The 21161-nt window shown below is 62.6% G+C and carries 18 protein-coding genes; 9 read left to right on the top strand and 9 right to left on the bottom strand.

What is annotated here, in order from left to right:
* Positions 1 to 4 precede the first annotated feature (4 nt).
* The 3 genes from G7048_RS12575 to G7048_RS12565 are packed head-to-tail and all read left to right on the top strand — an operon-like array spanning position 5 to position 2326.
* On the top strand, positions 5 to 955 hold the full coding sequence (locus G7048_RS12575; protein WP_166068464.1) for a LysR substrate-binding domain-containing protein: 951 nt from the start codon (positions 5 to 7) through the stop codon (positions 953 to 955).
* Between the two features lie 42 nt (positions 956 to 997).
* Positions 998 to 1447: a PaaI family thioesterase gene (locus tag G7048_RS12570; protein WP_240932965.1), complete on the top strand. Its 450-nt coding sequence runs from the start codon at positions 998 to 1000 to the stop codon at positions 1445 to 1447.
* 54 nt (positions 1448 to 1501) lie between these two features.
* Positions 1502 to 2326, top strand: a complete 825-nt coding sequence (locus tag G7048_RS12565) for an IclR family transcriptional regulator (RefSeq protein ID WP_166068462.1) — start codon at positions 1502 to 1504, stop codon at positions 2324 to 2326.
* Between the two features lie 27 nt (positions 2327 to 2353).
* Here G7048_RS12565 and G7048_RS12560 read toward each other — a convergent pair whose 3' ends face one another.
* From G7048_RS12560 to G7048_RS12545, 4 genes are all read right to left on the bottom strand, one after another.
* Positions 2354 to 3322: a tripartite tricarboxylate transporter substrate binding protein gene (locus G7048_RS12560; protein ID WP_166068461.1), complete on the bottom strand. Its 969-nt coding sequence runs from the start codon at positions 3320 to 3322 to the stop codon at positions 2354 to 2356.
* A 36-nt stretch (positions 3323 to 3358) separates the two neighbouring features.
* Positions 3359 to 4597, bottom strand: a complete 1239-nt coding sequence (locus G7048_RS12555; protein WP_166068460.1) for a CaiB/BaiF CoA-transferase family protein — start codon at positions 4595 to 4597, stop codon at positions 3359 to 3361.
* Between the two features lie 6 nt (positions 4598 to 4603).
* A complete protein-coding gene (locus G7048_RS12550; protein WP_166068459.1) occupies positions 4604 to 5749 on the bottom strand; it encodes a MaoC family dehydratase N-terminal domain-containing protein in 1146 nt (381 codons plus the stop codon).
* An 87-nt stretch (positions 5750 to 5836) separates the two neighbouring features.
* Positions 5837 to 7402, bottom strand: coding sequence for an acyl-CoA synthetase (locus tag G7048_RS12545; RefSeq protein WP_166068458.1), 1566 nt, complete (start codon positions 7400 to 7402; stop codon positions 5837 to 5839).
* Between the two features lie 474 nt (positions 7403 to 7876).
* On the opposite strand from G7048_RS12545, the gene tcuA reads away from it, so the two are divergent.
* The 6 genes from tcuA (at position 7877) to G7048_RS12515 (ending at position 14737) form a co-directional block, all read left to right on the top strand.
* A complete protein-coding gene (gene tcuA / locus G7048_RS12540) occupies positions 7877 to 9328 on the top strand; it encodes an FAD-dependent tricarballylate dehydrogenase TcuA (protein WP_166068457.1) in 1452 nt (483 codons plus the stop codon).
* Positions 9329 to 9340: 12 nt separating this feature from the next.
* The gene (gene tcuB, locus G7048_RS12535; RefSeq protein WP_166068456.1) at positions 9341 to 10525 is read left to right on the top strand and encodes a tricarballylate utilization 4Fe-4S protein TcuB; all 1185 of its coding nucleotides are present in this window, start codon (positions 9341 to 9343) and stop codon (positions 10523 to 10525) included.
* 41 nt (positions 10526 to 10566) lie between these two features.
* On the top strand, positions 10567 to 11373 hold the full coding sequence (locus tag G7048_RS12530; protein ID WP_240933263.1) for a class II aldolase/adducin family protein: 807 nt from the start codon (positions 10567 to 10569) through the stop codon (positions 11371 to 11373).
* 264 nt (positions 11374 to 11637) lie between these two features.
* The gene (locus tag G7048_RS12525; protein ID WP_166070943.1) at positions 11638 to 12546 is read left to right on the top strand and encodes a tripartite tricarboxylate transporter substrate binding protein; all 909 of its coding nucleotides are present in this window, start codon (positions 11638 to 11640) and stop codon (positions 12544 to 12546) included.
* A 60-nt stretch (positions 12547 to 12606) separates the two neighbouring features.
* Positions 12607 to 13617: a D-2-hydroxyacid dehydrogenase gene (locus G7048_RS12520; RefSeq protein WP_166068455.1), complete on the top strand. Its 1011-nt coding sequence runs from the start codon at positions 12607 to 12609 to the stop codon at positions 13615 to 13617.
* A 139-nt stretch (positions 13618 to 13756) separates the two neighbouring features.
* On the top strand, positions 13757 to 14737 hold the full coding sequence (locus G7048_RS12515) for a tripartite tricarboxylate transporter substrate binding protein (RefSeq protein WP_166068454.1): 981 nt from the start codon (positions 13757 to 13759) through the stop codon (positions 14735 to 14737).
* Positions 14738 to 15249: 512 nt separating this feature from the next.
* Here the strand turns inward: G7048_RS12515 and G7048_RS12510 are convergent.
* The 5 genes from G7048_RS12510 to G7048_RS12490 are packed head-to-tail and all read right to left on the bottom strand — an operon-like array spanning position 15250 to position 21025.
* Positions 15250 to 16527: an amidohydrolase family protein gene (locus G7048_RS12510; protein ID WP_166068453.1), complete on the bottom strand. Its 1278-nt coding sequence runs from the start codon at positions 16525 to 16527 to the stop codon at positions 15250 to 15252.
* A 1-nt stretch (position 16528) separates the two neighbouring features.
* Positions 16529 to 17455, bottom strand: coding sequence for an ABC transporter permease (locus tag G7048_RS12505; RefSeq protein ID WP_166068452.1), 927 nt, complete (start codon positions 17453 to 17455; stop codon positions 16529 to 16531).
* Positions 17455 to 18522, bottom strand: a complete 1068-nt coding sequence (locus tag G7048_RS12500) for an ABC transporter permease (protein ID WP_166068451.1) — start codon at positions 18520 to 18522, stop codon at positions 17455 to 17457. The genes G7048_RS12505 and G7048_RS12500 overlap by 1 nt, the downstream gene beginning before the upstream one ends.
* Positions 18519 to 20093, bottom strand: a complete 1575-nt coding sequence (locus tag G7048_RS12495; protein ID WP_166068450.1) for an ABC transporter ATP-binding protein — start codon at positions 20091 to 20093, stop codon at positions 18519 to 18521. The genes G7048_RS12500 and G7048_RS12495 overlap by 4 nt, the downstream gene beginning before the upstream one ends.
* Positions 20093 to 21025, bottom strand: a complete 933-nt coding sequence (locus G7048_RS12490; protein WP_240933319.1) for a BMP family protein — start codon at positions 21023 to 21025, stop codon at positions 20093 to 20095. Before G7048_RS12490 ends, G7048_RS12495 begins: the two co-directional genes overlap by 1 nt.
* Positions 21026 to 21161 lie beyond the last annotated feature (136 nt).

The raw sequence follows: 21161 nt of genomic DNA, 5'->3' as shown, positions 1-21161 counted from the left end.
ACTCATGCGAGATTTGGCCGACGGATTTGCCTGGGCCCGCCGACTCAAGGTTCGGCATCTGGAATCATTGTTGGTGCTGGAAAAGGCTGGCACCTTGACCGAGGCCGCAGCGCGTTTGCATCTGACCCAATCGGCGATGTCGCACTGGCTTGCGGAAATGGAAAGTCTGGTCGGTGCGCCCATCGTGGTGCGTGGACGGCAGCTTGAACTCACGCAGGCCGGGCAACTGCTCAAGCGATTGGCCATCAGCGTGCTCGGCGACGTATCCCGCATCGGACAAGAACTGCACGCAGCCGCTCAAGGCAAGACATCGCGCCTGCACGTCGGCAGCGTGTGGGCGGGCATGGCGTCGTTGCTGCCATCCACCATCACACGATTCCACGAAGTGCATCCGTCCGTCGCCGTCACCGTGACCGAAGAGCCCTTCAACACCCTACTCGAGCGGCTCACGCGCAGAGAGCTGGATGTGGTGGTCGGCACCATCGACGCGCGAGCGCAGCATGCCATGCTCAGCCACGAGGTGCTCTTCGATGATGATGTGTGCGTGGTGGTGGGCCGGGGCAGCAGACTGTGGGGCACACGGCAGGCGTTTCTGCTCAGCGAGTTGATCGACGCGAGCTGGGTCGTTCCTCCGCATGGCACGTCAATGCGCAGTCAACTCGACTCGGCACTGGTGGACGCCGGCGTTCCGTGGTTGCAACCCAAAGTGGAGACCGCAGCAATCACCACGCTGCTGGCCATGCTCAATCGCGGCGACTACATCGGCATCTGCTCGGCGGAGATGACGCGATACCAAGTCGAGCGAGGAACCCTGCAACGCATCGAGATCGACCGCGTCATCAAGTTCGGCGCCGTCGGCGTGTTATGGAATAGCGATGTGTACTCTGAAACCGTGAACGACTTTGTGAACATCGCCAAAGCCGAGGGCCACCACAAGCAGCACCACGCCGCATAGAAACCGCGCCGCAGGATCGGTTCTTGATTCAAAATGCAGAGCATGAACGCCCAATGCTCATCCATCACCTCCGAGCAGCTCGAAGCCCAGCGCTGGAAGCCCCGCGATCTTCCCGGTCACATCGGGCAGATCGGCCCCATGTGGACGCGCAAGGAGCCGGACGGCTGGGCCTATGGGTTGCTGTGCGATGCCAAGCATCTCAACCCCGCGCGGGTGATGCATGGCGGAGTGACTGCTTCGTTGCTCGATCATGCGATCAGTGCGGTGGCGTGGGAGGCTTGCGGCAGGCTGCCGTGTCTCACGGTGCAGCTCGACACGCATTTTCTGGCACCCGTGGCCGAGGGGCAGTTTGCCGAGGTGCGCGTGAAGGTCAACAACCGTTCGCGCAGCCTGATGTTTCTCTATGGTGAAATGACGGTGAATGGCACGCTGGCGGCGACGGCGCAGGCGGTCATGAAGGTGATGGCGGCTCCGGTCTCCCACAGCGTCTGACCGAGCCATTCACCACGTCCGTTATTCCCTCTTTCCTCCATCCGATCCACGCTCATGGCAACTCAGCGCTCGACGAAAACTACCGAAGTCACCGGCAACGAAACGGCTGCAGCCAAGGCTCCGCGCGGCACGCGGGTGCGGCCTGTGCCTGCAGTAAGCCGCTCGATTGCGATTCTGCGTTTGCTGGGTGACACCAAGCAGCCCATGGGCGTGAAGGCGATTGCCGATGCGCTGGAACTGATTCCGAGCACCTGCCTGCATATCCTGCGCGTGCTGGTCAGCGAAGGGCTGGTGACGGTCGATCCGTCCACCAAACGCTATGCGCTGGGCAGCGGCATGATCAGTCTGGCGCGCAGCGTGCTGGGTGGTGGCAGTTTTGCTCAACTGGTGCAGCCTACGCTCGACCGGCTCGCTGCGCACAGCGGCGTGACGGCGATGGGGGTGGAGGTGACCGGCGTGCAATCAGCGGTGGTGCTGGCCTTGTCGCGCTCGGACCAGCCGTTTCGCTTTCACACCGATGTGGGCAGTCAGTTCACGTCGCTGGTCAGCGCCACGGGGCGGCTGATCGCGGCGCACAACGGTGAGAGCTGGGCGCAGTTGCGCAAGCGTTTCGACAAGATCGAATGGGACAGCGCGCCCACGTTCGATCAGTGGAAGAGCGAGGTCGAGCAGGCCAAGGCGCTGGGCTGGAGCGTGGACCGCGACCACTTCATCAATGGCATGACGGCCGTGGCCGTGCCTGTGATCGGGCCATCCGGGCGCATGACGCACACGCTCGCGGCGGTGGGCTTGTCGAGCCATCTGGACCTCACCGCTGTCAACGCGCTGGCAGCCAAGATGCTGCAGGAAGCGCGTCAACTGGCGGGTTCGCTGCTCTGATTGCCGCGCGACATTTCAGTCCAATTTTCAGTCCGCCTTCAAACCAGCACTCTTGATGACCGGGCCCCATTTGGTGCGCTCGGACTTGGCGAAGTTCGCCAGATCACCCGGTGCGCCGCCTGCCGGTTCAAGGCCCAGCTCCAGCAGACGCTGCCGCGTTTCCGGTCGCGCGAGCGCCTTGTTCATGGCTGCGTTGATCGTCGCGATCACCTGCGCCGGTGTGCCGCGCGGTGCGTAGAGCGCGTTCCAGGCCACCACTTCATAGCCTGGGTAGCCTTGCTCCGAGACGGTCTTCACGCCCGGCGCGAGGTTGCTGGCCTTCTCTGACGTGACCGCAATCGCGCGCACCTTGCCCGAGGCGAGATGCGAACGCAGCGCCGTGGGCGTGTCCACGATGACGGGCAACTGCCCGCCGAGCACATCGGTCATCGCATTGCCCGAGCCCTTGTAAGGCACGCCGAACAACGGAAAGCTCGAACGTTCCTTGAGCAGTTCCACCACCAGGCGCGCCGTGGTGCTGGGCATGGCGATGTCGGCCGAGCGTGGATTGCCGCGTGCGGTTTCCAGCAACTGCGCGAGCGATGTGTATGGCGCGTTGGTGTTCACCGCGACGATCATCGGGAACGTGCCGACGAGACCAATCGGCTCGAAATCGCGCTCTGCCTCAAACGGCACCTTGGCGTACAGAAACGCGTTGAGCGCGTGCGTGGCGTTGGTGCCCATGGTCAGCGTGTAGCCGTCCGGTGCGGCCAGCGCCGTCATTTCCGTGCCGAGATTGCCCCCCGCCCCCGGCTTGTTTTCCACCACGATCGGCTGGCCCAGATCCTTGCCCATCTGGTCGGCCAGGTAACGTGTGGCGATGTCCGTGCCCTGCCCGGCGGCATAGGCCACGACGATGCGGATCGGTTTGCTGGGATAGGGCTGCTGCGCCTGCACCACGCCGCCCACCGTTGCACCCAGCAGAACCACTCCCAGATAAATTGAACGAATGCGCATGATCTTGTCTCCTTGAATATGGCGTCGGTTGTTTGCTTAACCGACTTTTTCTAGTCTTTCGGAAATCACGTACTCACTCGCTGGCCGCATAACGGCTCCCGCTTCATACAGCTTTTTTCGCTGTACCGAATCAAACCCCAAGCCCTGCAGAACCTCCTCGGAGTCCTGCGCGAACTCTGGCGGTGCATGCCCTGGTTGCCCGGGTGTTCCGTACATCACCATCGGTGACCGAACTCCTTGATAAGCACCGCGCTGCACTACCATTTCGCGGTGCTCGCTGTGTGCATGGGCCAGTGCCTGAGGTACCGAATTCAAAGCGCCTGCGGGCACGCCCAGCTTCATCAAGGCTTCGCACAAGTTGCCGCAATCGCTGTCCGCAATCGCGCCCTCGATGGCTGCCTTGAGCTCCACCCGGTGGGCCAGCCGACCGACGTTGCTTCCAAAGCGCTCGTCGTGCGGCAGTCCCGGCAGACCGATGTGTTGACTGAGCTTGCGGAACTGCCCCTCGTTGAGCACGCCGATGAACAGCTCGCCATCCCGCGCACGAAACTTGTCGTACGGCGCGATGTTCGGATGCGCGCTTCCCAGCAGGCTCGGGCAACTGCCCGACGCGAACCAGTTCGACGCATGCGGCAGCAGCAGGCTCAGCGCCGTGTCGTACAAGGTGGCCTCCACACGCTGTCCGGCACCGGTGCGATTGCGCGCACACAAGGCCATCAAAATCGCGGAGAGTGCCACGTAGCCCGTCAAGTGATCAATCACTGGCACGCCGATGCGCGTGGCGCCTGACGAGGCCTCGCCGTTCACGCTCATCACGCCGCACATGGCTTGCAACACCGCGTCATATCCGGGCAGACCGCCGAGCGGGCCATCTGCACCAAAACCGGAAATGCTGCAGTAGACAAGCCGTGGGTAGCGCCTGGCGAGCACCTCGTCAAAGCCCAGTCCCCAGCGCTCCATCGTGCCCGGCAGAAAGTTCTCCACCAGCACGTCGGCGTCGGCCAACATGCGGTGCAGCACCTCCTGCGCATCGGGCGTGGACAGGTCCAGGCTGATCGCCTTCTTGCCCCGGTTGAGCGCCGCGTAATACGCCGCCTGTCCCGCCGCATCGAACGGCGGACCCAGCTTGCGCGTCTCGTCGCCCGAAGGCGGCTCGACCTTGATGACCTCCGCGCCCTGATCGGCGAGGATCTGCGTGCACAGCGGACCGGCCAGCACGCGCGTGAGGTCCACCACCCTCATTCCCGCGAGGGCTCCTTTTCCGCCGATGGACATGGCTTGTTATCCCTTGCTGGGCAGAATCACCACGCCGCTGCCGACCACCGACAGTTCACCATCCTGGTTGGATGCGGACTGTTCGATCTCGACCATGTGCTTGCCGTTTTCGACAAACTTGCGCGTGACCTTGCCTTTGATGAACAGCATGTCGCCTTCGGGGTTGTGGCGGCGGATCTTGCAGCTCGCCTTGTGCAGAAAACCGGCATCGCCCATCCAGTTGGTGAGATGGTGCGTGAGCCACGAGGTGCGCTCCGGGCCGTAGTCGTACGCACCGGGCGCGCCCACTTCGAGCGCGAAGTCTTCTTCCCAGTGCACGCGCTCTGGCACGTCAGGAATGCCGAAGCGGTTCTTGATGCCCACGCCCGGATGTGCGTCGATGAGTTGCCATGCGAGTTTGTTGGCGCGGATGTACAAGCCGCCCCAGCCCTGCGCGTAAGCGATGAAGCCGGTCACCGTCATCGGGCCCTTGAACATGGTGGGCAGCTCTTCGCCGACCTGCACGTCTTCCCAATAACGGGGCGTTGCGCCGCGCACTTCCTCGTTGCGATACAGCTTGTAGGCCTCGCCCAGTTCCTCGTCGGTGTAGCGGCGTGGTTCGCGTGCGCGCACCTCGGCGTATTTCGTGCCTTGTTCACGGGCGTGATCGCGCTCGGTGCGGAAGCACCAGCTGTCGCACTCGGAGACCTTGTCACCCTGCTGGTTGTAGAAATCGACGTGGTAGATCTGCTGGATCGCACGTCCCGCAAAACGCGTCTGGTGCTCGATCAGGTCCTTCAGATGCGCCTCGGTCGAGATCTCGTCGTTGCGACGCACAGGCTTGTGCCAGGTCCAGTCCGAGCCCGACCACATCGCATGCACGCCCGGCAGACCGCCGACATAACCCGAGACGATGCGGCTGGTGGAGAACAGAAAGCTGGGCAGCGCGATGATGCCGCCGTACTGCGTCTTGGCCGCGTAGTCCGGGTCGCACCACAGCGGATTATCGTCGCCGATGCCGTGCGCGTAGTGGCGGATGTTGTCGCGCGTGGCTTCATGGCACCAGGGCTCTGCGGTCTGGCCGATCTTCACGCCGATGCGCTTGCGCAGGTCGTCCAGACCTTCATCGGTGATCTTGGGGAAATTGCGTTGCTGATGAACCTTGGTAAGCATGTCTGTCTCCTTTGAAATGGGCCTGTTGAAATGAATGAACAAACGAACGCGTGAATGAGTGAATGAGTGAATGAGAGGAAGCGAAACTCAAGCCGCCACTTGGGCGTCGGCGGCTGCTGCACGCTCCCGCTCGCGCAGCACTTTTCGGTGGACTTTTCCGGCGGGGGTCTTGGGCAACTCGGCCACCACCGCGACATGGCGCGGGTATTCGTGCTGACTGAGCTTGGCGCGCACGAGGTCCTGCACCTCCTGCACAAAGGCATCGCTGCGTGCGCGGTGGCTGACCAGAAACGCCTTGACGACCTGACCGCGCAATTCGTCGGGCACACCGATCACAGCGGCCTCCTGCACATCGGGGTGCATGAGCAGCACGTTCTCGATCTCGACGGCGCTCATGGTCCAGCCTGCGGAGATGATCACGTCGTCGGCGCGACCACCGTGATAGAAGTAGCCGTCTTCATCAGTGCGGCCCAGATCCTTGGTGGGAATCCATTCGCCCTTGCGCAGCACCATGAGCTGGCCGGTCTCGCCCGGTGGGCAGATGCGGCCCTCGACGTCGTGCACTTCGACCCGCGTGCCCGGCACGGCCTTGCCCAGCGAGCCGCGCTTGACCGGAAAATCCGGCGCGCCGGGATAGCTCACCAGCACCACGCCGATCTCGGTCGTGCCATACATGCTGCAGACTTCGAGGCCGAAGACCTGCTTCACATAGTCGGCCGTGTCATCGTCGATGGGCTCGCCGGTGAACGAGAGCTTGTCGAACGCGTAGCGATAGTCGCCCGCCTTGCCGCAGTTCTTCATCATGCGGTAGTGCGTGGCGGCAGCCGACATGTTGGTGAAACGGTGCTCGGACAAGGCCTTGAGCAGTCGCTCCGCATGGAAGCGCCCGCTGTACGCACCCACCGTCAACCCGAGCGCAAGCGGTGCCAGCGTGCCGTGCCACAGGCCATGCCCCCAGGCGGGCGACGATGGGCAAAAGAAGCGATCGCCCGGACGCAGCCCCGTGCCGTAGAGCGCCGCCACCATCAGCGTGACCACGGCGCGATGTGTGTGGCGCACGGCCTCGGGCAGCTCGCGTGTCGTGCCCGATGTGTACTGGAAAACAGCCAGATCGTCGGCACGTGATTGCGATGCGAACTGCGTCGGCTGGCTTTGCAGGCTCTGGTGAAAAGCCTCGTCGTAGATCAGCACCGGCACGCCCGCGGCATCGGCCACGTCGCGCTTCTGTTCATTGCTCACCAGCAACGCAGGCTTGCAGTCGTCCACACGCAGACGCACACCGTCCGGGCCGAACAAGGTGAACAGCGGAACGGCAATCGCGCCGCGCTTGATCACGCCGAACATCGCGGTGTAGAAGGCCCGCGAGGGCTCCAGCATGATGGCCACGCGCTCGCCGGCCTGCACGCCGCGCGCTGCCAGCCAGTTGGCGAAGCGGCTCGAATCGGCAGAGAGTTCCGCGAAGGTGATGACCTCGTCACCACCCGCCGCGTTGGCCACGATCAGCGCGTCGCGGCCCGTGGCGGCATGGCGGTCCACGCATTCATGGGCGATGTTGAACGCATCGCGATTGCCATCGAAAAGCTCCCACAGTTTCTCGCCTGAGAACTGCTGCTGCGCATCCGCATAACTGACGAACTCGGTAAGCCGTTGCATGTCCGTTGTCCCCTTCGTTTTTTCCGTGCTTTCAGTTTCGCGATTGTTTTTTCTTTTGTCAAATGCTTTCTTTGTTTGTATATAGACAAAACTAAATTGGCAATTCGGAGTGCGCTGCAACATGAAAGGCGCTTTGAACCGTTGCAGGTCCTTGAAATCACAGAGGAGAGAAAGGGAGAAAGGGAGACAGGTAACCCATCACAAATCGTGAAGTGCCCTTACCGCAAGGGCTCTGGGCAGGGTCAGCACAAACTTCTACAGTGACGCCAACCACCCGCGGGCCGTGCATGAATGACGCCGAAACCTGCATCGAATCAGCGCCTGAAACGGCACTGAAAATGACATCGAGACCGGCATCGAAAGCGGCATCGCGGGACCACAAGAAACATCGAATCAACCCACGAGGTCCGCCGTGCTGAACAGCAAACACACAGCCCCTTCCAACCTGCGAACCCGCTTGTGCGGTCAGCCCACATGAGCAGCAGCGACACCCAAGTCTTCGACGCCGATGTGCTGGTGATCGGCGGTGGCAATGCGGCACTGTGCGCGGCCATCATGGCGGCCGAGGCCGGATCGCGCGTGATGCTGCTCGAATCCGCACCACGCGAATGGCGCGGCGGCAACTCCGGCCACACGCGCAATCTGCGCTGCATGCACGATGCGCCGCAGGACGTGCTGATCGAGGCCTATCCCGAAGAAGAGTTCTGGCAGGACCTGCTGAAGGTGACCGGCGGCATCACCAACGAGCACCTGGCGCGCATGGTGATTCGCGCATCGAGCACCTGCCGCAATTGGATGCGCAAGCACGGCGTGATCTTTCAGCCGCCGCTCTCCGGCGCACTGCATGTGGCGCGCACCAACGCGTTCTTCATGGGCGGCGGTACCGCACTCGTGAACGCGTATTTCCGCAGCGCCGAAAAGCTGGGCGTGCAGATCCATTACGAAACTCCGGTGGATCGTCTCGAGATCGACAACGGCGTCTTCAAGGCCGCGCACACCACCACCGGCAAGCGCATCACGGCCAAGAGTTGCGTGCTGGCAGCAGGCGGTTTTGAATCCAACCGCGAATGGCTACGCGAGGCCTGGGGCCAGAACGAGCGCGGCGAATGGCCGTCCGACAACTTCCTGATTCGCGGCACCGCGTTCAACAGGGGCGTGCTGCTCAAGCACATGCTCGACGAGCAGAAGGCTGACCGCATCGGCGATCCGACTCAGGCCCACATGGTCGCCATCGACGCGCGCGCACCGCTGTACGACGGCGGCATCTGCACGCGCATCGACTGCGTTTCGCTCGGCGTGGTGGTCAATCGCGAAGCCAAGCGTTTCTACGACGAAGGCGAAGATTTCTGGCCCAAGCGCTATGCGATCTGGGGCCGACTCGTGGCCATGCAGCCGCAGCAGATCGCCTATTCGATCATCGACTCCAAGGCCATCGGCCGCTTCATGCCGCCAGTGTTTCCGGGCGTCAAAGCCAACACGCTCGAAGAGCTGGCCGAGAAGCTGCAGCTCGACAAGAACACGTTCATGCAGACGCTGAACGAATACAACGACAACTGCAAGGTCGGTCACTTCGACCACACCGCGCTCGACGATTGCCACACCGAAGGCATCGCCCCCGCCAAGACGCACTGGGCGCGCCCCATCGACACCGCGCCGTTCTACGGCTATGCGCTGCGCCCCGGCGTGACCTTCACCTATCTCGGTCTGAAGGTGGACGACACGGCCGCCGTGCGCTTTGACGACCAGCCGAGCCGCAACCTGTTCGTGGCCGGCGAGATGATGGCCGGCAACGTGCTCGGCAAGGGCTACACCGCCGGTGTCGGCATGTCGATCGGAACCGCGTTCGGCCGCATCGCCGGACGCAATGCGGCACTGGCCGCTCAGGGCAAACCTGCGCTCGCAGGTGCCGTGCAAGACAAAGAATAAGAAGGACGCAAGATGCAAACTCTGCAAGCCCTGACCAACGATGCCAAGGCCCTCGCCCAAGGCCAGATCGTGCCCATGACCGCCGCCGAAGACGAAGTCGCGCGCGTCATGCAGATCTGCAACGCCTGCCGCTACTGCGAAGGCTTCTGCGCGGTGTTTCCCGCGATGACACGCCGCCTGGAATTCCCCAAGGCCGACGTGAACTTTCTCGCCAACCTGTGCCACAACTGCGGTGCCTGTCTGCATGCCTGCCAGTACGCACCGCCGCATGAGTTCGCCCTCAACGTGCCCAAGGCCATGGCCGAAGTGCGCGGCGAAACCTACACCAACTACGCTTGGCCTCCCGCGCTCGGCAAGCTCTACAAGAACAACGGTCTCACGCTGTCGGTCGCCCTCGTGATCGGCCTGGCGCTGTTCCTCATCATCGCCGTCGCGCTGCATGGCGGCATCGGCGCGCTGTGGAGCCGCGAGACTGCGGGCAACTTCTACAACCTGTTCCCGCACAACCTGCTCGCAGGCATCTTCGCACCGGTGTTTCTGTTCGTGGTGTTCGCGCTCTTCATGGGCGTGCGCAATTTCTGGAAGCAGATCAAACCCGTCACCAGCGGAGCCGATGTGAGCGCCCCCGCCGCCGCCGAAGCCACGCACGACGTGCTGCGCATGAAGTATCTGGATGGCGGTGCAGGCCAGGGCTGCCCCAACGAAGACGACGCCTACACGCTCGCGCGTCGCCGCATGCACCACTTCACGTTCTACGGCTTCATGCTGTGCTTTGCCGCGACCGCGCTCGGCACCATCTACCACTACGTGTTCGGCTGGCACGCACCGTACGACTTCCCGAGCCTGCCCAAGGTACTCGGTGCCATCGGCGGCGTGAGCCTGCTGATCGGCACCAGCGGCCTGTGGCACCTGAACCGCACCCGCGATCCGGAACATGGCGACGTCAAGCAAAAGCCCATGGACCTCGGCTTCATCGCGCTGCTGTTTCTGGTCTCGCTGACCGGCCTGGCGCTCTGGCTGTTCCGCAGCACGCCCGCAATGGCACTACTGCTGTGCGCCCATCTCGGCGCGGTGATGGGCCTGTTCCTCACGCTGCCTTACGGCAAGTTTGCACACGGCATTTTCCGCACCGCTTCGCTGCTGCGCCACGCCACGGAAAAGCGCCAGCCCAATCCGATTGGTCTGGGCGCGGACTGAAGCCCGATTCCTCACGATTCACTCAAACAGGGAGACAAAAAATGACCAGCACCACGCACAGCGATACCGACCACGAACTGCGTATTTCGTCCATGAAGGGCAAGTGCTCCGACGCCGAATGGAAGGCCCGCGTGGACCTCGCGGCCTGCTACCGGCTTGTGCATCTGTACGGCATGTCGGACATGATGGCCAACCACATCTCCTCGCGCGTGCCCGATGAGGACGGTGCGTTCCTCATCAACGCCTACGGCATGATGTACGAAGAGATCACCGCGTCCAGTCTGATCAAGGTGAGCCACGACGGCACCATTCTCTCCAAGCCCGACTTCGGCCCGCTGAACTACGGCATCAACAAGGCCGGCTATGTGATCCACAGCGCCGTGCACGAAGCGCGCCCCGAAGTGGCCTGCGTGATCCACACGCACAGCTGGGCGTCGATGGCGGTGTCCGCACTCGAATGCGGCCTGCTGCCCATCACGCAGACGGCGATGCGCTTTCTGAAGATCGGCTATCACGACTACCAGGGCGTGGTGCTCAACACGGCTGAGCAGGAATCGCTGGTCAAGGATCTCGGCGATGGCGAGGCCGTCATCTTCCGCAACCATGGCGCACTGACCGTGGGCCGCACCGTGGGCGAGGCCTTCAACTGGATGCACCGCCTCGAACTCGCCTGCCGCTCGCAGATCGCCGCCATGTCGTGCAACACGCCTTTCGCCAAGGTCTCCGATGAAGTGCTCGAAGAAACCTGGAACAACTACCAGCCCGGCACGCGCCGCCCTTATGGCCAGATGGAATGGCCTGCACTGCTGCGCAAGCTCGACAAGCTGGACCCGAGCTACCGCACCTGATTGCTAACGAAAACGAAGTCGGAGAGACAAAAGAAAAACAGAGTTCCCCATCGGGCGCGGTGAGAGCTTGCTTTCACCGCGCTCGTGCTGCCTGCAAGAACACGCTTCCTTCAAAAAAAGTGTTCACCAGCCGCGTATTCATCCAAGCAAAAAAACCTCAAGGAGACAAACATGTCCAACCCACGCAACCCCGGCCATACCGACGTATCGCGCCGTCGCTTCAACTCCAGCCTCATCGCATCGGCCCTGCTGCCGATAGGCGGCATGGCATTTGCGCAGGACAAGTGGCCGTCCAAGCCCGTCAAGATCATCGTGGCCTTCACCGCAGGCGGCACCACCGACCTGCTGGCCCGCGCCGTCGCGCAGAAGATCGGCGAGAAGCTCGGTCAATCCTTCATCATCGACAACAAGCCCGGCGGTGGCGGCAACATCGGCACCGAATTCGTGGTGCGCTCGCCCGCCGATGGCTACACGCTGATCGTCAATTCGGTGGGCCCGATCTCGGTGAACCAGAGCCTCTACAAGAACATGAACTACGACCCACTGATCGATCTCGTGCCCATCGTGCAGATCGCCGACGTGCCCAACGTGCTGGTCGTTCCGCCCAACGTGCCCGCCAAGACGTTCGAAGAATTCGTCGCCTACGTGAAGGCCAACCCCGGCAAGCTGAGCTACGGCTCCACCGGCGTGGGCACCTCGTCGCACCTGTCGAGCTACATGCTCACGCAGCGCATCGGCGGCGACACGCTGCACGTGCCCTACAAGGGTGCCAACGCGCTCAACGATCTGCTGGCCGGTCGTCTGCAGTTCATGTTCGCAACGATTCCCTCGGTCATCAGCCACATCAAGGCAGGCAAGCTGCGCGCTCTGGCGGTGTCGAGCGAAAAGCCGTCGCGCTCGCTGCCCGGCGTGCCCACCGTTGCAGAAAAGGGCTTCCCCGGCTTCGCCGCAGGTTCGTGGTTCGGTTTCTTCGGCCCCAAGGGCACACCGCCGCAGATCATCGCGCAGCTCAACAAGGCGGTGAACGACGCACTGCCCACGCTCGAAGACCAGATGATCCGCGAAGGCGCCGATCCGGCCGGCGGCACGCCCGAGCAGTTCGGCCAGTTCGCACGCAAGGAGTTCGTGAAGTGGCAGAAGATCGTGAAGGACTCCGGGGCAACAGTGGATTGATCGATTCACTGTCCAGCTCCATCATCGTGATCTGACGCTTTTCCTTTCCACTCAACGTCCATGAACGCCACCGCACACTCCACGCAGCCCCTGCGCATCCTCGTCTCCGAGCAGCAACGCGTCCAACAAGGCGAGCGCATCCGCGCCTGCGCCACGCCCGCGCCTGAACTGCTGACGGTGGACGACGTGGAGCAGCGCGGTGCGCAATTCGACATCGCCTTTGTCTCGCGCGATGTGACGGGTCTGTCCACCAAGCACGAGACGCAGCCCGAGACCGCGCGCTTCTACAACGCCATGCGTGCCAGCCCAAGCCTGCGCTGGGTGCATATTCACTCGGCCGGAGCTGATCGCCCCATCTACATGGAGCTGCTCGCGCGCGGCGTGACGCTCACTTCGTCCGCAGGAAGCAATGCCGAAGTGGTGGCACAAAGCGCCGTCACCGGACTGCTCATGCTGGGCCGCCGCTTTCCCGAATTGCTGCGAGCACAACAGCAAGGCCACTGGGCCCCGCTGATCGATCGCCCCCCATTGCCCGCCGACATCCACGGACAGACCGCGGCCATCGTCGGCTGGGGCGGCATTGGCCAGGCGATTGCGCGCATTCTGCTGGCCATCGGCCTGAACGTTCAGGTGGTGCGCAGCAGCGCTGCCACGACGGACAACGGCCTACCATCGCATGCCTTCGAAGACATCGCCAACGTGCTGCCAAAAACGGACTGGCTGATCCTTGCATGCCCGCTGTCGGATCGCACACGCCAGCTCATCAACCGGGACAGGCTCGCTCTGCTGCCCACCACGGCGCACCTCATCAACATCTCGCGCGGCGATGTCGTTGATGAACCGGCCTTGATCGACGCACTCGGCACAGGCAAGCTTGCAGGCGCATATCTCGACGTCTTCGCACATGAACCACTGGCCAGCGATTCGCCGCTGTGGACCATGCCCAACGTGATCGCCACACCGCACAGCGCAGGCTTTGCGGCAGGCAACGCGGGACGTGTGGTGCAGATGTTTTTGGACAACCTCACGCGGTTCGCACAGAACTCCGCGCTCGCCAACGTCGTGCGTTGAACACTCAATTCAATGCAGGATGCAAACGATGGAGCCGCGTGATGACACAACAAGAAAAAGGAGAGCGGAGTTCAGGCCATTCGCTGCGCACCGATCGGCAGTGCTGGCCCTTATGTTTTCAATTCCCAGGAACCCCACGATGAACAAACGATCCCTCTTGCTTCGCGCCACCGCACTCGCCACTCTGGCAGCGCTGGGCACAGGCGCAGCGCACGCTGCCGACCCCGTATTCCCACCCCAGAAGCCCGTCACGCTCGTCGTCGGCTTTGCCGCCGGAGGCGCAGCCGATGCAGCCGCGCGCCTGATCGCCAAGAAGCTCGGCGAGAACATCGGCCAGTCCGTCGTGGTGGACAACCGCGGCGGCGCGGGCGGCAACATCGCGCACCAGCAGGTCGCCTCCGGCGTGGCCGATGGTTCGGTGCTGCTGTTCGGCTCGGTCGGCCCGCTGACCATTGCGCCGCATCTCATGAAGCTCAACTACGACCCGTTCAAGGACCTCGCGCCCATCTCCGGCGGCGTGTACTTCCCCAACGTGCTCGTGGTGCACAAAGGCCTTGGCGTGAAAACGCTGGCCGAGTTCGTCGCCAAAGCCAAGACCAGCAACGTCGAATTCGCATCGACCGGCGCAGGCTCCGCATCGCACCTCGCGGGTGAACTGTTCAACCAGCGCGCCGGCATCAACATGGTTCACGTGCCTTACAAGGGTGGCGCACCAGCGCTGCAGGACCTGCTCGGCGAACGCGTGGCGAGCTACTTTGCTGCGCCTCCTACCGCGCTGCCGCACATCGAAACCGGCAAGCTGATTCCCTTGGCGACAACAGGTTTGAAGCGCCCTAGCTACATGCCCAATATTCCTACTGTGGCCGAATCCGGTTATCCCGGTTTTCAGGCTTTGAACTGGTATGCGTTCGTGGCCTCTTCCAAGACGCCTGCGTCGATGCTGGATCGCTGGAATAAGGAGATCGTCAAAGTATTGAACGATCCGGGGGTGAAGGATGCTTTGGCCAAGCATGGGCTGGATCCGCATCCAACTACCCGTGCTGAGTTTGCTACCTTCATGAAGAAGGAGTACGACCAGTGGGGGGCTATTGTTAAGGAGCGGAAGATCACTGCTCAGTGATTCTCTTTTTTGGCGCCTGCCAGGGGGTTGATTACGGGTGCCGGGTGTTCGCCCCGGCGGGCGAGTAACTTTTCGCTGGCGCGCGAAAAGTCACCAAAAGCGCGCTTTTGAATACCCACGATAGAACTCCCTTCGTTCCTTCGTCACTACGGTCGGGCAACTATCGTGAGTCAGACCAAAAGCTGGGGAGGGCGCTGCTGCATTCTTCGATGCAGCAGCGGAAGCGCAAGTCTCGCGACGGAAAAAATCGACGTTTGGGCACGAGAGTTCAATTCGTCGAGCGGCTTGCGCTCAGGCATCTCGCGCAGTCGCGAGATGCAGCACGAGCAACGCGAAGTGCCGTGACACACCTCTTATGAAAACACTGACTCGCGGCGGTTGCCCGAACGGAGCGACGCAGTCGCAAAGTGAGTTCTGCCGCGGGTATTCAAAAGCGATTTTTGGTGACTTTTTGGCGCAAGCAAAAAGTTACTCGCCCGCCGGGGCGAACACCCGGCAAGCGAGCTCCAATACTAGCGAGAAGCCAAAAAAGAAACAGAACCAGGCCGTCCAGCCAAAGACAACACAGCATCCGCCCGAGGCGTACTCGCAATCAAAGTACCGCGCTTCCACACCTTCAGCCGCGTAGCCCGCAACCGAATGGCCTCAGATGCAGACCGCGCCTGCAGCAACACCAGATCCGCGTTGCACCCCACTTCAAGCCCATACCCTTCAAGGCCAAGAATCTTGGCAGGCGTGGAAGTCACCGCCTCAAAACACTGCCGCATCGCGTTCCGGCTCGTCATCTGCCCCACATGCAAACCCATGTGCGCCACTTCGAGCATGTCGCCACTGCCAAGGCTGTACCAAGGATCCATGCAGCAATCCTGCCCAAACGCCACATCGATTCCAGCAGCCAGCATCTCAGGCACACGCGTCATGCCGCGACGCTTGGGATAGGTGTCGTGACGACCCTGCAGCGTGATGTTGATGAGCGGGTTCGCAATCGCTGAAACGCCTGCTTCGCGCATCAACGGCAGCAACTTGGAGACGTAGTAGTTGTCCATGCTGTGCATCGAAGTGAGATGCGAGCCGTTCACGCGACCGTTCAGACCGACGCGTTGGGTTTCGTATGCAAGGCTTTCGATGTGACGGCTCAGGGGGTCGTCGCTTTCGTCGCAATGCATGTCCACGCGCAAGCCGCGCTCTGCCGCCAGTTCGCACAGCCAGCGCACGCTTTCAGCGCCTTCGGCCATCGTGCGTTCAAAGTGTGGAATGCCGCCGACCACGTCCACGCCCATGTCGAGCGCGCGAACCAGGTTTTCCTTAGCGCCCTTGGATCGCAGCACGCCGTCTTGCGGGAAGGCGACGAGTTGCAGGTCGATATAAGGCTTCACCTTTTCGCGTACATGCAGCAGGGCTTCGGTGGCCAGCAGACGCGGATCACATATGTCCACATGGCTGCGGATGGCCAGCAGGCCGCGTGCTGCCGCCCAGTCGCAATAGGCGAGTGCGCGTTCGACGATGGCGTCCTGCGTGAGCAGGGGTTTGAGTTCGCCCCACAGCGCGATGCCTTCGAGCAGCGTGCCGCTTTCGTTCACGCGTGGCAGGCCGTAGCTGAGCGTGGAATCCATGTGGAAGTGCGAGTCCACGAACGGGCTCGACACCAGCATGCCTTCGGCATCGACTTCTTCGGCTGCGGTGGCGGCCAGTGCGGTTTCCACGGCCACGATGCGACCGGCCTGTACACCGATGTCGATGTTCTGGCGGCCATCGGGCAATGTGCAGTGGCGCACGATCAAATCCAACATGTCAACGCTCTCCCTTGCGATACGGTTTCATCAGCGCCTGTGGGTAGCTGGCGCGGCGCGCCATCACTACCAGCGCCAGAATGGACAGCACATACGGCAGCATCAGGTAGATCTGATACGGCACGAGGCCACCACTTGCGCCCTGCTGCAGACGCAGTTGGAGCGCATCAAAAAATGCGAACAGCAGCGCGCCGAGCAACGCCTTGCCGGGACGCCATGAAGCGAACACCACGAGTGCCACGCAGATCCAGCCACGTCCGTTGATCATGTTGAAGAAGAACGCGTTGAACGCCGACAGCGTGAGAAACGCGCCTGCCAGACCCATGATGGCCGAGCCCGCGACGATGGCACCTGTGCGCACCCACACCACGTTGATGCCCTGGCTTTCGGCAGCCTGCGGGCTTTCGCCCACCATGCGGATGGCTAGGCCAAGCGGCGTGCGCATCAGCACCCAGATGAGCAGCGGCACCAGCAGCAGCGCCACCAGCGTGAGCGGAGTCTGCGCGTTCAGTACCGGAATCGGCAGCCAGTCCATCGCACCGAAGGGCTCGATGGTGGGCGGTGTATCGACCTTCGGAAACTTCACGCGGTACGCGTAGTACGACAGCGCGGTCGCGAGCATGGTGATGCCCAGACCGCACACGTGCTGCGACAGCGCGAGGCCCACGGTGAGAAATGCGTGCAGCAGTCCCAGCAGACCACCCGCGACCATCGCGGCGATCACGCCAGCCCACAGGCCGTGGCCGCTGTACACCGTGAACCAGCCAACAAATGCGCCCGCGACCATGATGCCTTCGATGCCGAGGTTGAGCACGCCCGCGCGCTCGCACATCAGCACGCCGAGCGTACCCAGAATGAGCGGCGTGGCCACGCGCAGCACTGCTATCCAGAATGGCAGACTGCCAAGAGTATCCATGAGCTCCTGCATCAGCGGGCCCTCCACTGAATGCGGTATTGCGTCATCAGCGATGCGATCAGCACGGCGATGAGTGCAGCAGCAACGATCACGTCCGCAATGTACGTCGGCACGCCGACGGTGCGGCTCATGCTGTCCGCGCCCACTTGAATGCCCGCTACCAAAATGGCCGAAGCAAGTACGCCGAGCGGACGCAAGCCTGCGAGCATGGCGATCACGATGCCGGTGTAGCCAAAGCCGGGGGAAAGATCGAGCGTGACATAGCTTGCGCGTCCTGCCACTTCCACGGCACCTGCGAGACCCGCGACGCCGCCGGAGATGAGTGCCGTCATCACGATGGTGCGCAGCGTGCTCACGCCTGCGAACTTCGCTGCCTTGGGATTGGCACCGGTCGCGCGAATGTCGAAACCCAGCACGGTGCGCTCCAGCAGCAGCCACAGCATCACAGCCAGCGCAATGCCCCACAGCAGGCCGGTGTGCAGACGCGTACCTTCCAGCAGTCGCGACAATTCCAGATCGGATTGCAGCGCCACGGTCTGCGGCCAGCCCAGTGCCGTCGGGTCTTTCATCGGGCCATCGAGCAATGCGGACACTGCCAGTGCGACGATGAAGTTGAGCAGCAAGGTCGTCACCACTTCGTCCACACCGAGCTTGGCTTTGAGCAGCGCGGGGCCCAGCAACATGAGCGCGCCGGCAATCGCAGCGGCCAGCATCATCAGCACGAACAGCAGCGGAATCGGCCACTCGAAACCCGTTCCACCGTGCATGCCGCCCACGGCGACGGCAGCCAGTGCACCGGCATACAACTGGCCTTCAGCGCCAATGTTGAACAGCCGCGCGCGGAACGCCACGGCCACGGCCAGGCCGGTGAGGATCAGCGGAATCGCGCGCGTGAGCGTTTCGCTCCACGCGAACTTCGAGCCGAAGCCGCCTTGCAGCAGCAGCGTGAACGTCTGCCCCACGGGCTTGCCCGCCCACATCACCAGCAATGCGGCAACGATGAGCGTCGCCACCAAAGCACACAGCGGCGCAATCACCAAAGCAGAACGCGAGAGCGTCTGTCTTTTTTCCAATCTCATGCCAAACCCTCTGCGGCTGTCTCCGCACTTCCCGCCATCGCCATGCCAATGCTCTGGCGTGTCCACGCATCCGCATCGAGCGCGGGCGTGAGATGGCCTTCGTGCATCACGGCAATGCGGTCGCCCATGAGCATCACTTCGTCCAGGTCATCCGAAATCAGCAGCACAGCGGCACCCGCATCGCGTGCGGCGAGCAACTGTTGCTGCACATAAGTGACCGCGCCAATGTCCAGCCCCCATGTGGGTTGGTGGGCGACGATCAAGGTGGGCGTCTTGCTGTCCGATGCGCTGAGTGCGCGACCGAGCACGAGCTTTTGCATGTTGCCGCCCGAGAGCGAACGCGCGAGCGCATCCAGTCCGCCGCCGCGCACGTCGAAGTCTTCGCTGATCTTCTGCGCCTTCAGACGTGCAGCAGCGCGCTTGACGAAACCCCAGCGCGTGAACGCGCTTTTCGGCTGGTGCAGATATTCGGAGACGGCGTTCTCCCACACGGGAAGATCGCCCACCACACCCGTGCCATGTCGGTCTTCGGGAATGCGCGCCACGCCCAGCGCGACCAGCTGCGAAGGCTGCGTTGGCAACGGTTTGCCAAGCAGACTGGCGCGGCCTTGTGTGATGTTCACCATGCCCGACAGCACACCGGCAAGAGCGACCTGCCCGTTGCCGGAAACACCGGCCACGGCCACGATCTCGCCCGCTTTGATGTCGAGCGTCGTACCGCGCAGGGCATCGCGCCCCGCAGAGGTGTGCACGTTGTCGAGCGCGCAGACGACATCGCCTGTGCGCTGTGTTGGATTGCGCACGCCGGCCTGCACGCTGCGTCCCACCATGGCCGATGCAAGGTCCGCTTGCGTGGAGCCTGCGCTGGCCATTTCAGCCACCAGCTTGCCATGTCGCAGCACGGCAATGCGGTGCGACACGCGAATCACTTCGGCGAGTTTGTGGCTGATGAAAATGATCGAAAGCCCTTGCGCCACCATCTGCGCGAGCGTGTCGAACAGCGCTTCGCTTTCCTGCGGTGTGAGCACGGCGGTGGGCTCATCCAGAATCAGGATGCGCGCGCCGCGATACAGCGCCTTCAGAATTTCCACGCGCTGGCGTTCGCCCACACTCAGATTCGCCACCTTGGCATCCGGATCGATCACGAGTCCGAACTGCTTCGATACCGCCATCAGCTTCTCGCGCGCAGTGGCGCGGTGCGAGACGGGCGACCACAGCGACTCGGTGCCGAGCAGCACGTTGTTGAGCACGGAGAGGTTGTCAGCGAGCGCAAAGTGCTGGTGCACCATGCCGATGCCCGCCGCCAGTGCCGCGCGCGGATTGCCCGATGGCAGCACGTCGCCACGCACGCGGATGCTGCCCTCGTCGGCCACGTAGTGACCGAAGAGGATCGCCATCAATGTCGATTTGCCCGCGCCGTTCTCGCCCAGAAGCGCGAGCACCTCGCCCGCACCAAGTGTGAGCGAGATGTCGTCATTGGCCGTCAGAGACCCGAAGCGCTTGGTGATGTGGCTGAGTTCAAGAACCGGCGCTGGACTGTTGTTTGCGCCGGTTGTTGCTGCTGCAGACATCAGGGCTTGGGTTGTGCGTCGTTGACCTTCACGGTGAACTTGCCCGCCAGAATTTCGGCTTGCTTGTCAGCCACCTTCTTCTTCAGATCGGCGGGCACCTTGGCCTCGAACGTGCCCAGCGGCGCGAGCGACGAGCCGTTGTGCTTCATCATCGAGTAAGGGCCGAAGTCGGCAGCCTTGAACGCACCGGCCTTGACTTGCTTGATGGCTTCATCGACGGTCGGCTGCATGTTCCACAGAGCCGATGCAACCACGGTGTCAGGATATTGTTCCTGCGTGTTGATCACGTTGCCGATGGCCAGCACCTTGCGCTCCTTGGCCGCATCGCTCACGCCGAAACGCTCGGCGTAGAGAATGTCCGCGCCCTTGTCCACCATCGCGAAGGCGGCTTCCTTGGCCTTCGGTGGATCGAACCAGCTGTTGATGAAGGTGATGCTGAAAGTGACCTTGGGGTTCACCGCGCGTGCGCCGTCCATGAAGGCGTTCATCAGGCGGTTCACTTCAGGAATCGGGAAACCACCGACCAGGCCGATCTTGCCCGACTTGGTCATGCCGCCAGCGATCATGCCGGACAGGTAGCTGGGCTCCTGGATGTAGTTGTCGAACACGGCAAAGTTGTTGCCGGTCGGCTTGCCGGACGAACCCGCCACGAAAGCAATCTTCGGGAAGTCCTTGGCGACCTTGCGTGCTGCGGCTTCGACGCCGAACACTTCACCGAAGATGAGCTGCGCGCCGCCATTGGCGTACTCGCGCATCACGCGTTCGTAGTCGGGGTTGGCGACGTTTTCGGTGGCCTTGTATTCGATCTCGCCGCGCGCTTCGGCGGCCTTGAGTGCCAGATGAATGCGGCTGACCCATTGCTGCTCGAACGGCACCGTGTAGATGGCCGCGACCTTGAGCTTTTCAGCGGCGAAAACGCTGCTGGAACCCATGCTGGCAAGGGCGGCAAGACCAGCGACGGCGAGCGCGGAACGGCGGGATAGGGACTTCATCGGGCACTTCCTTTCAATGAATCGAAAGATGAAAAATTCTGGGCAAACCCTCAATTATTTCTGCGCGCGGTCCCTG

Source organism: Diaphorobacter sp. HDW4B, from assembly GCF_011305535.1.
In the GTDB taxonomy this organism is placed as follows: domain Bacteria; phylum Pseudomonadota; class Gammaproteobacteria; order Burkholderiales; family Burkholderiaceae_C; genus Diaphorobacter_A.
The sequence above is the reverse complement of the archived record's forward strand: the minus strand, read 5'-3'. Positions and strand labels throughout refer to the sequence as shown.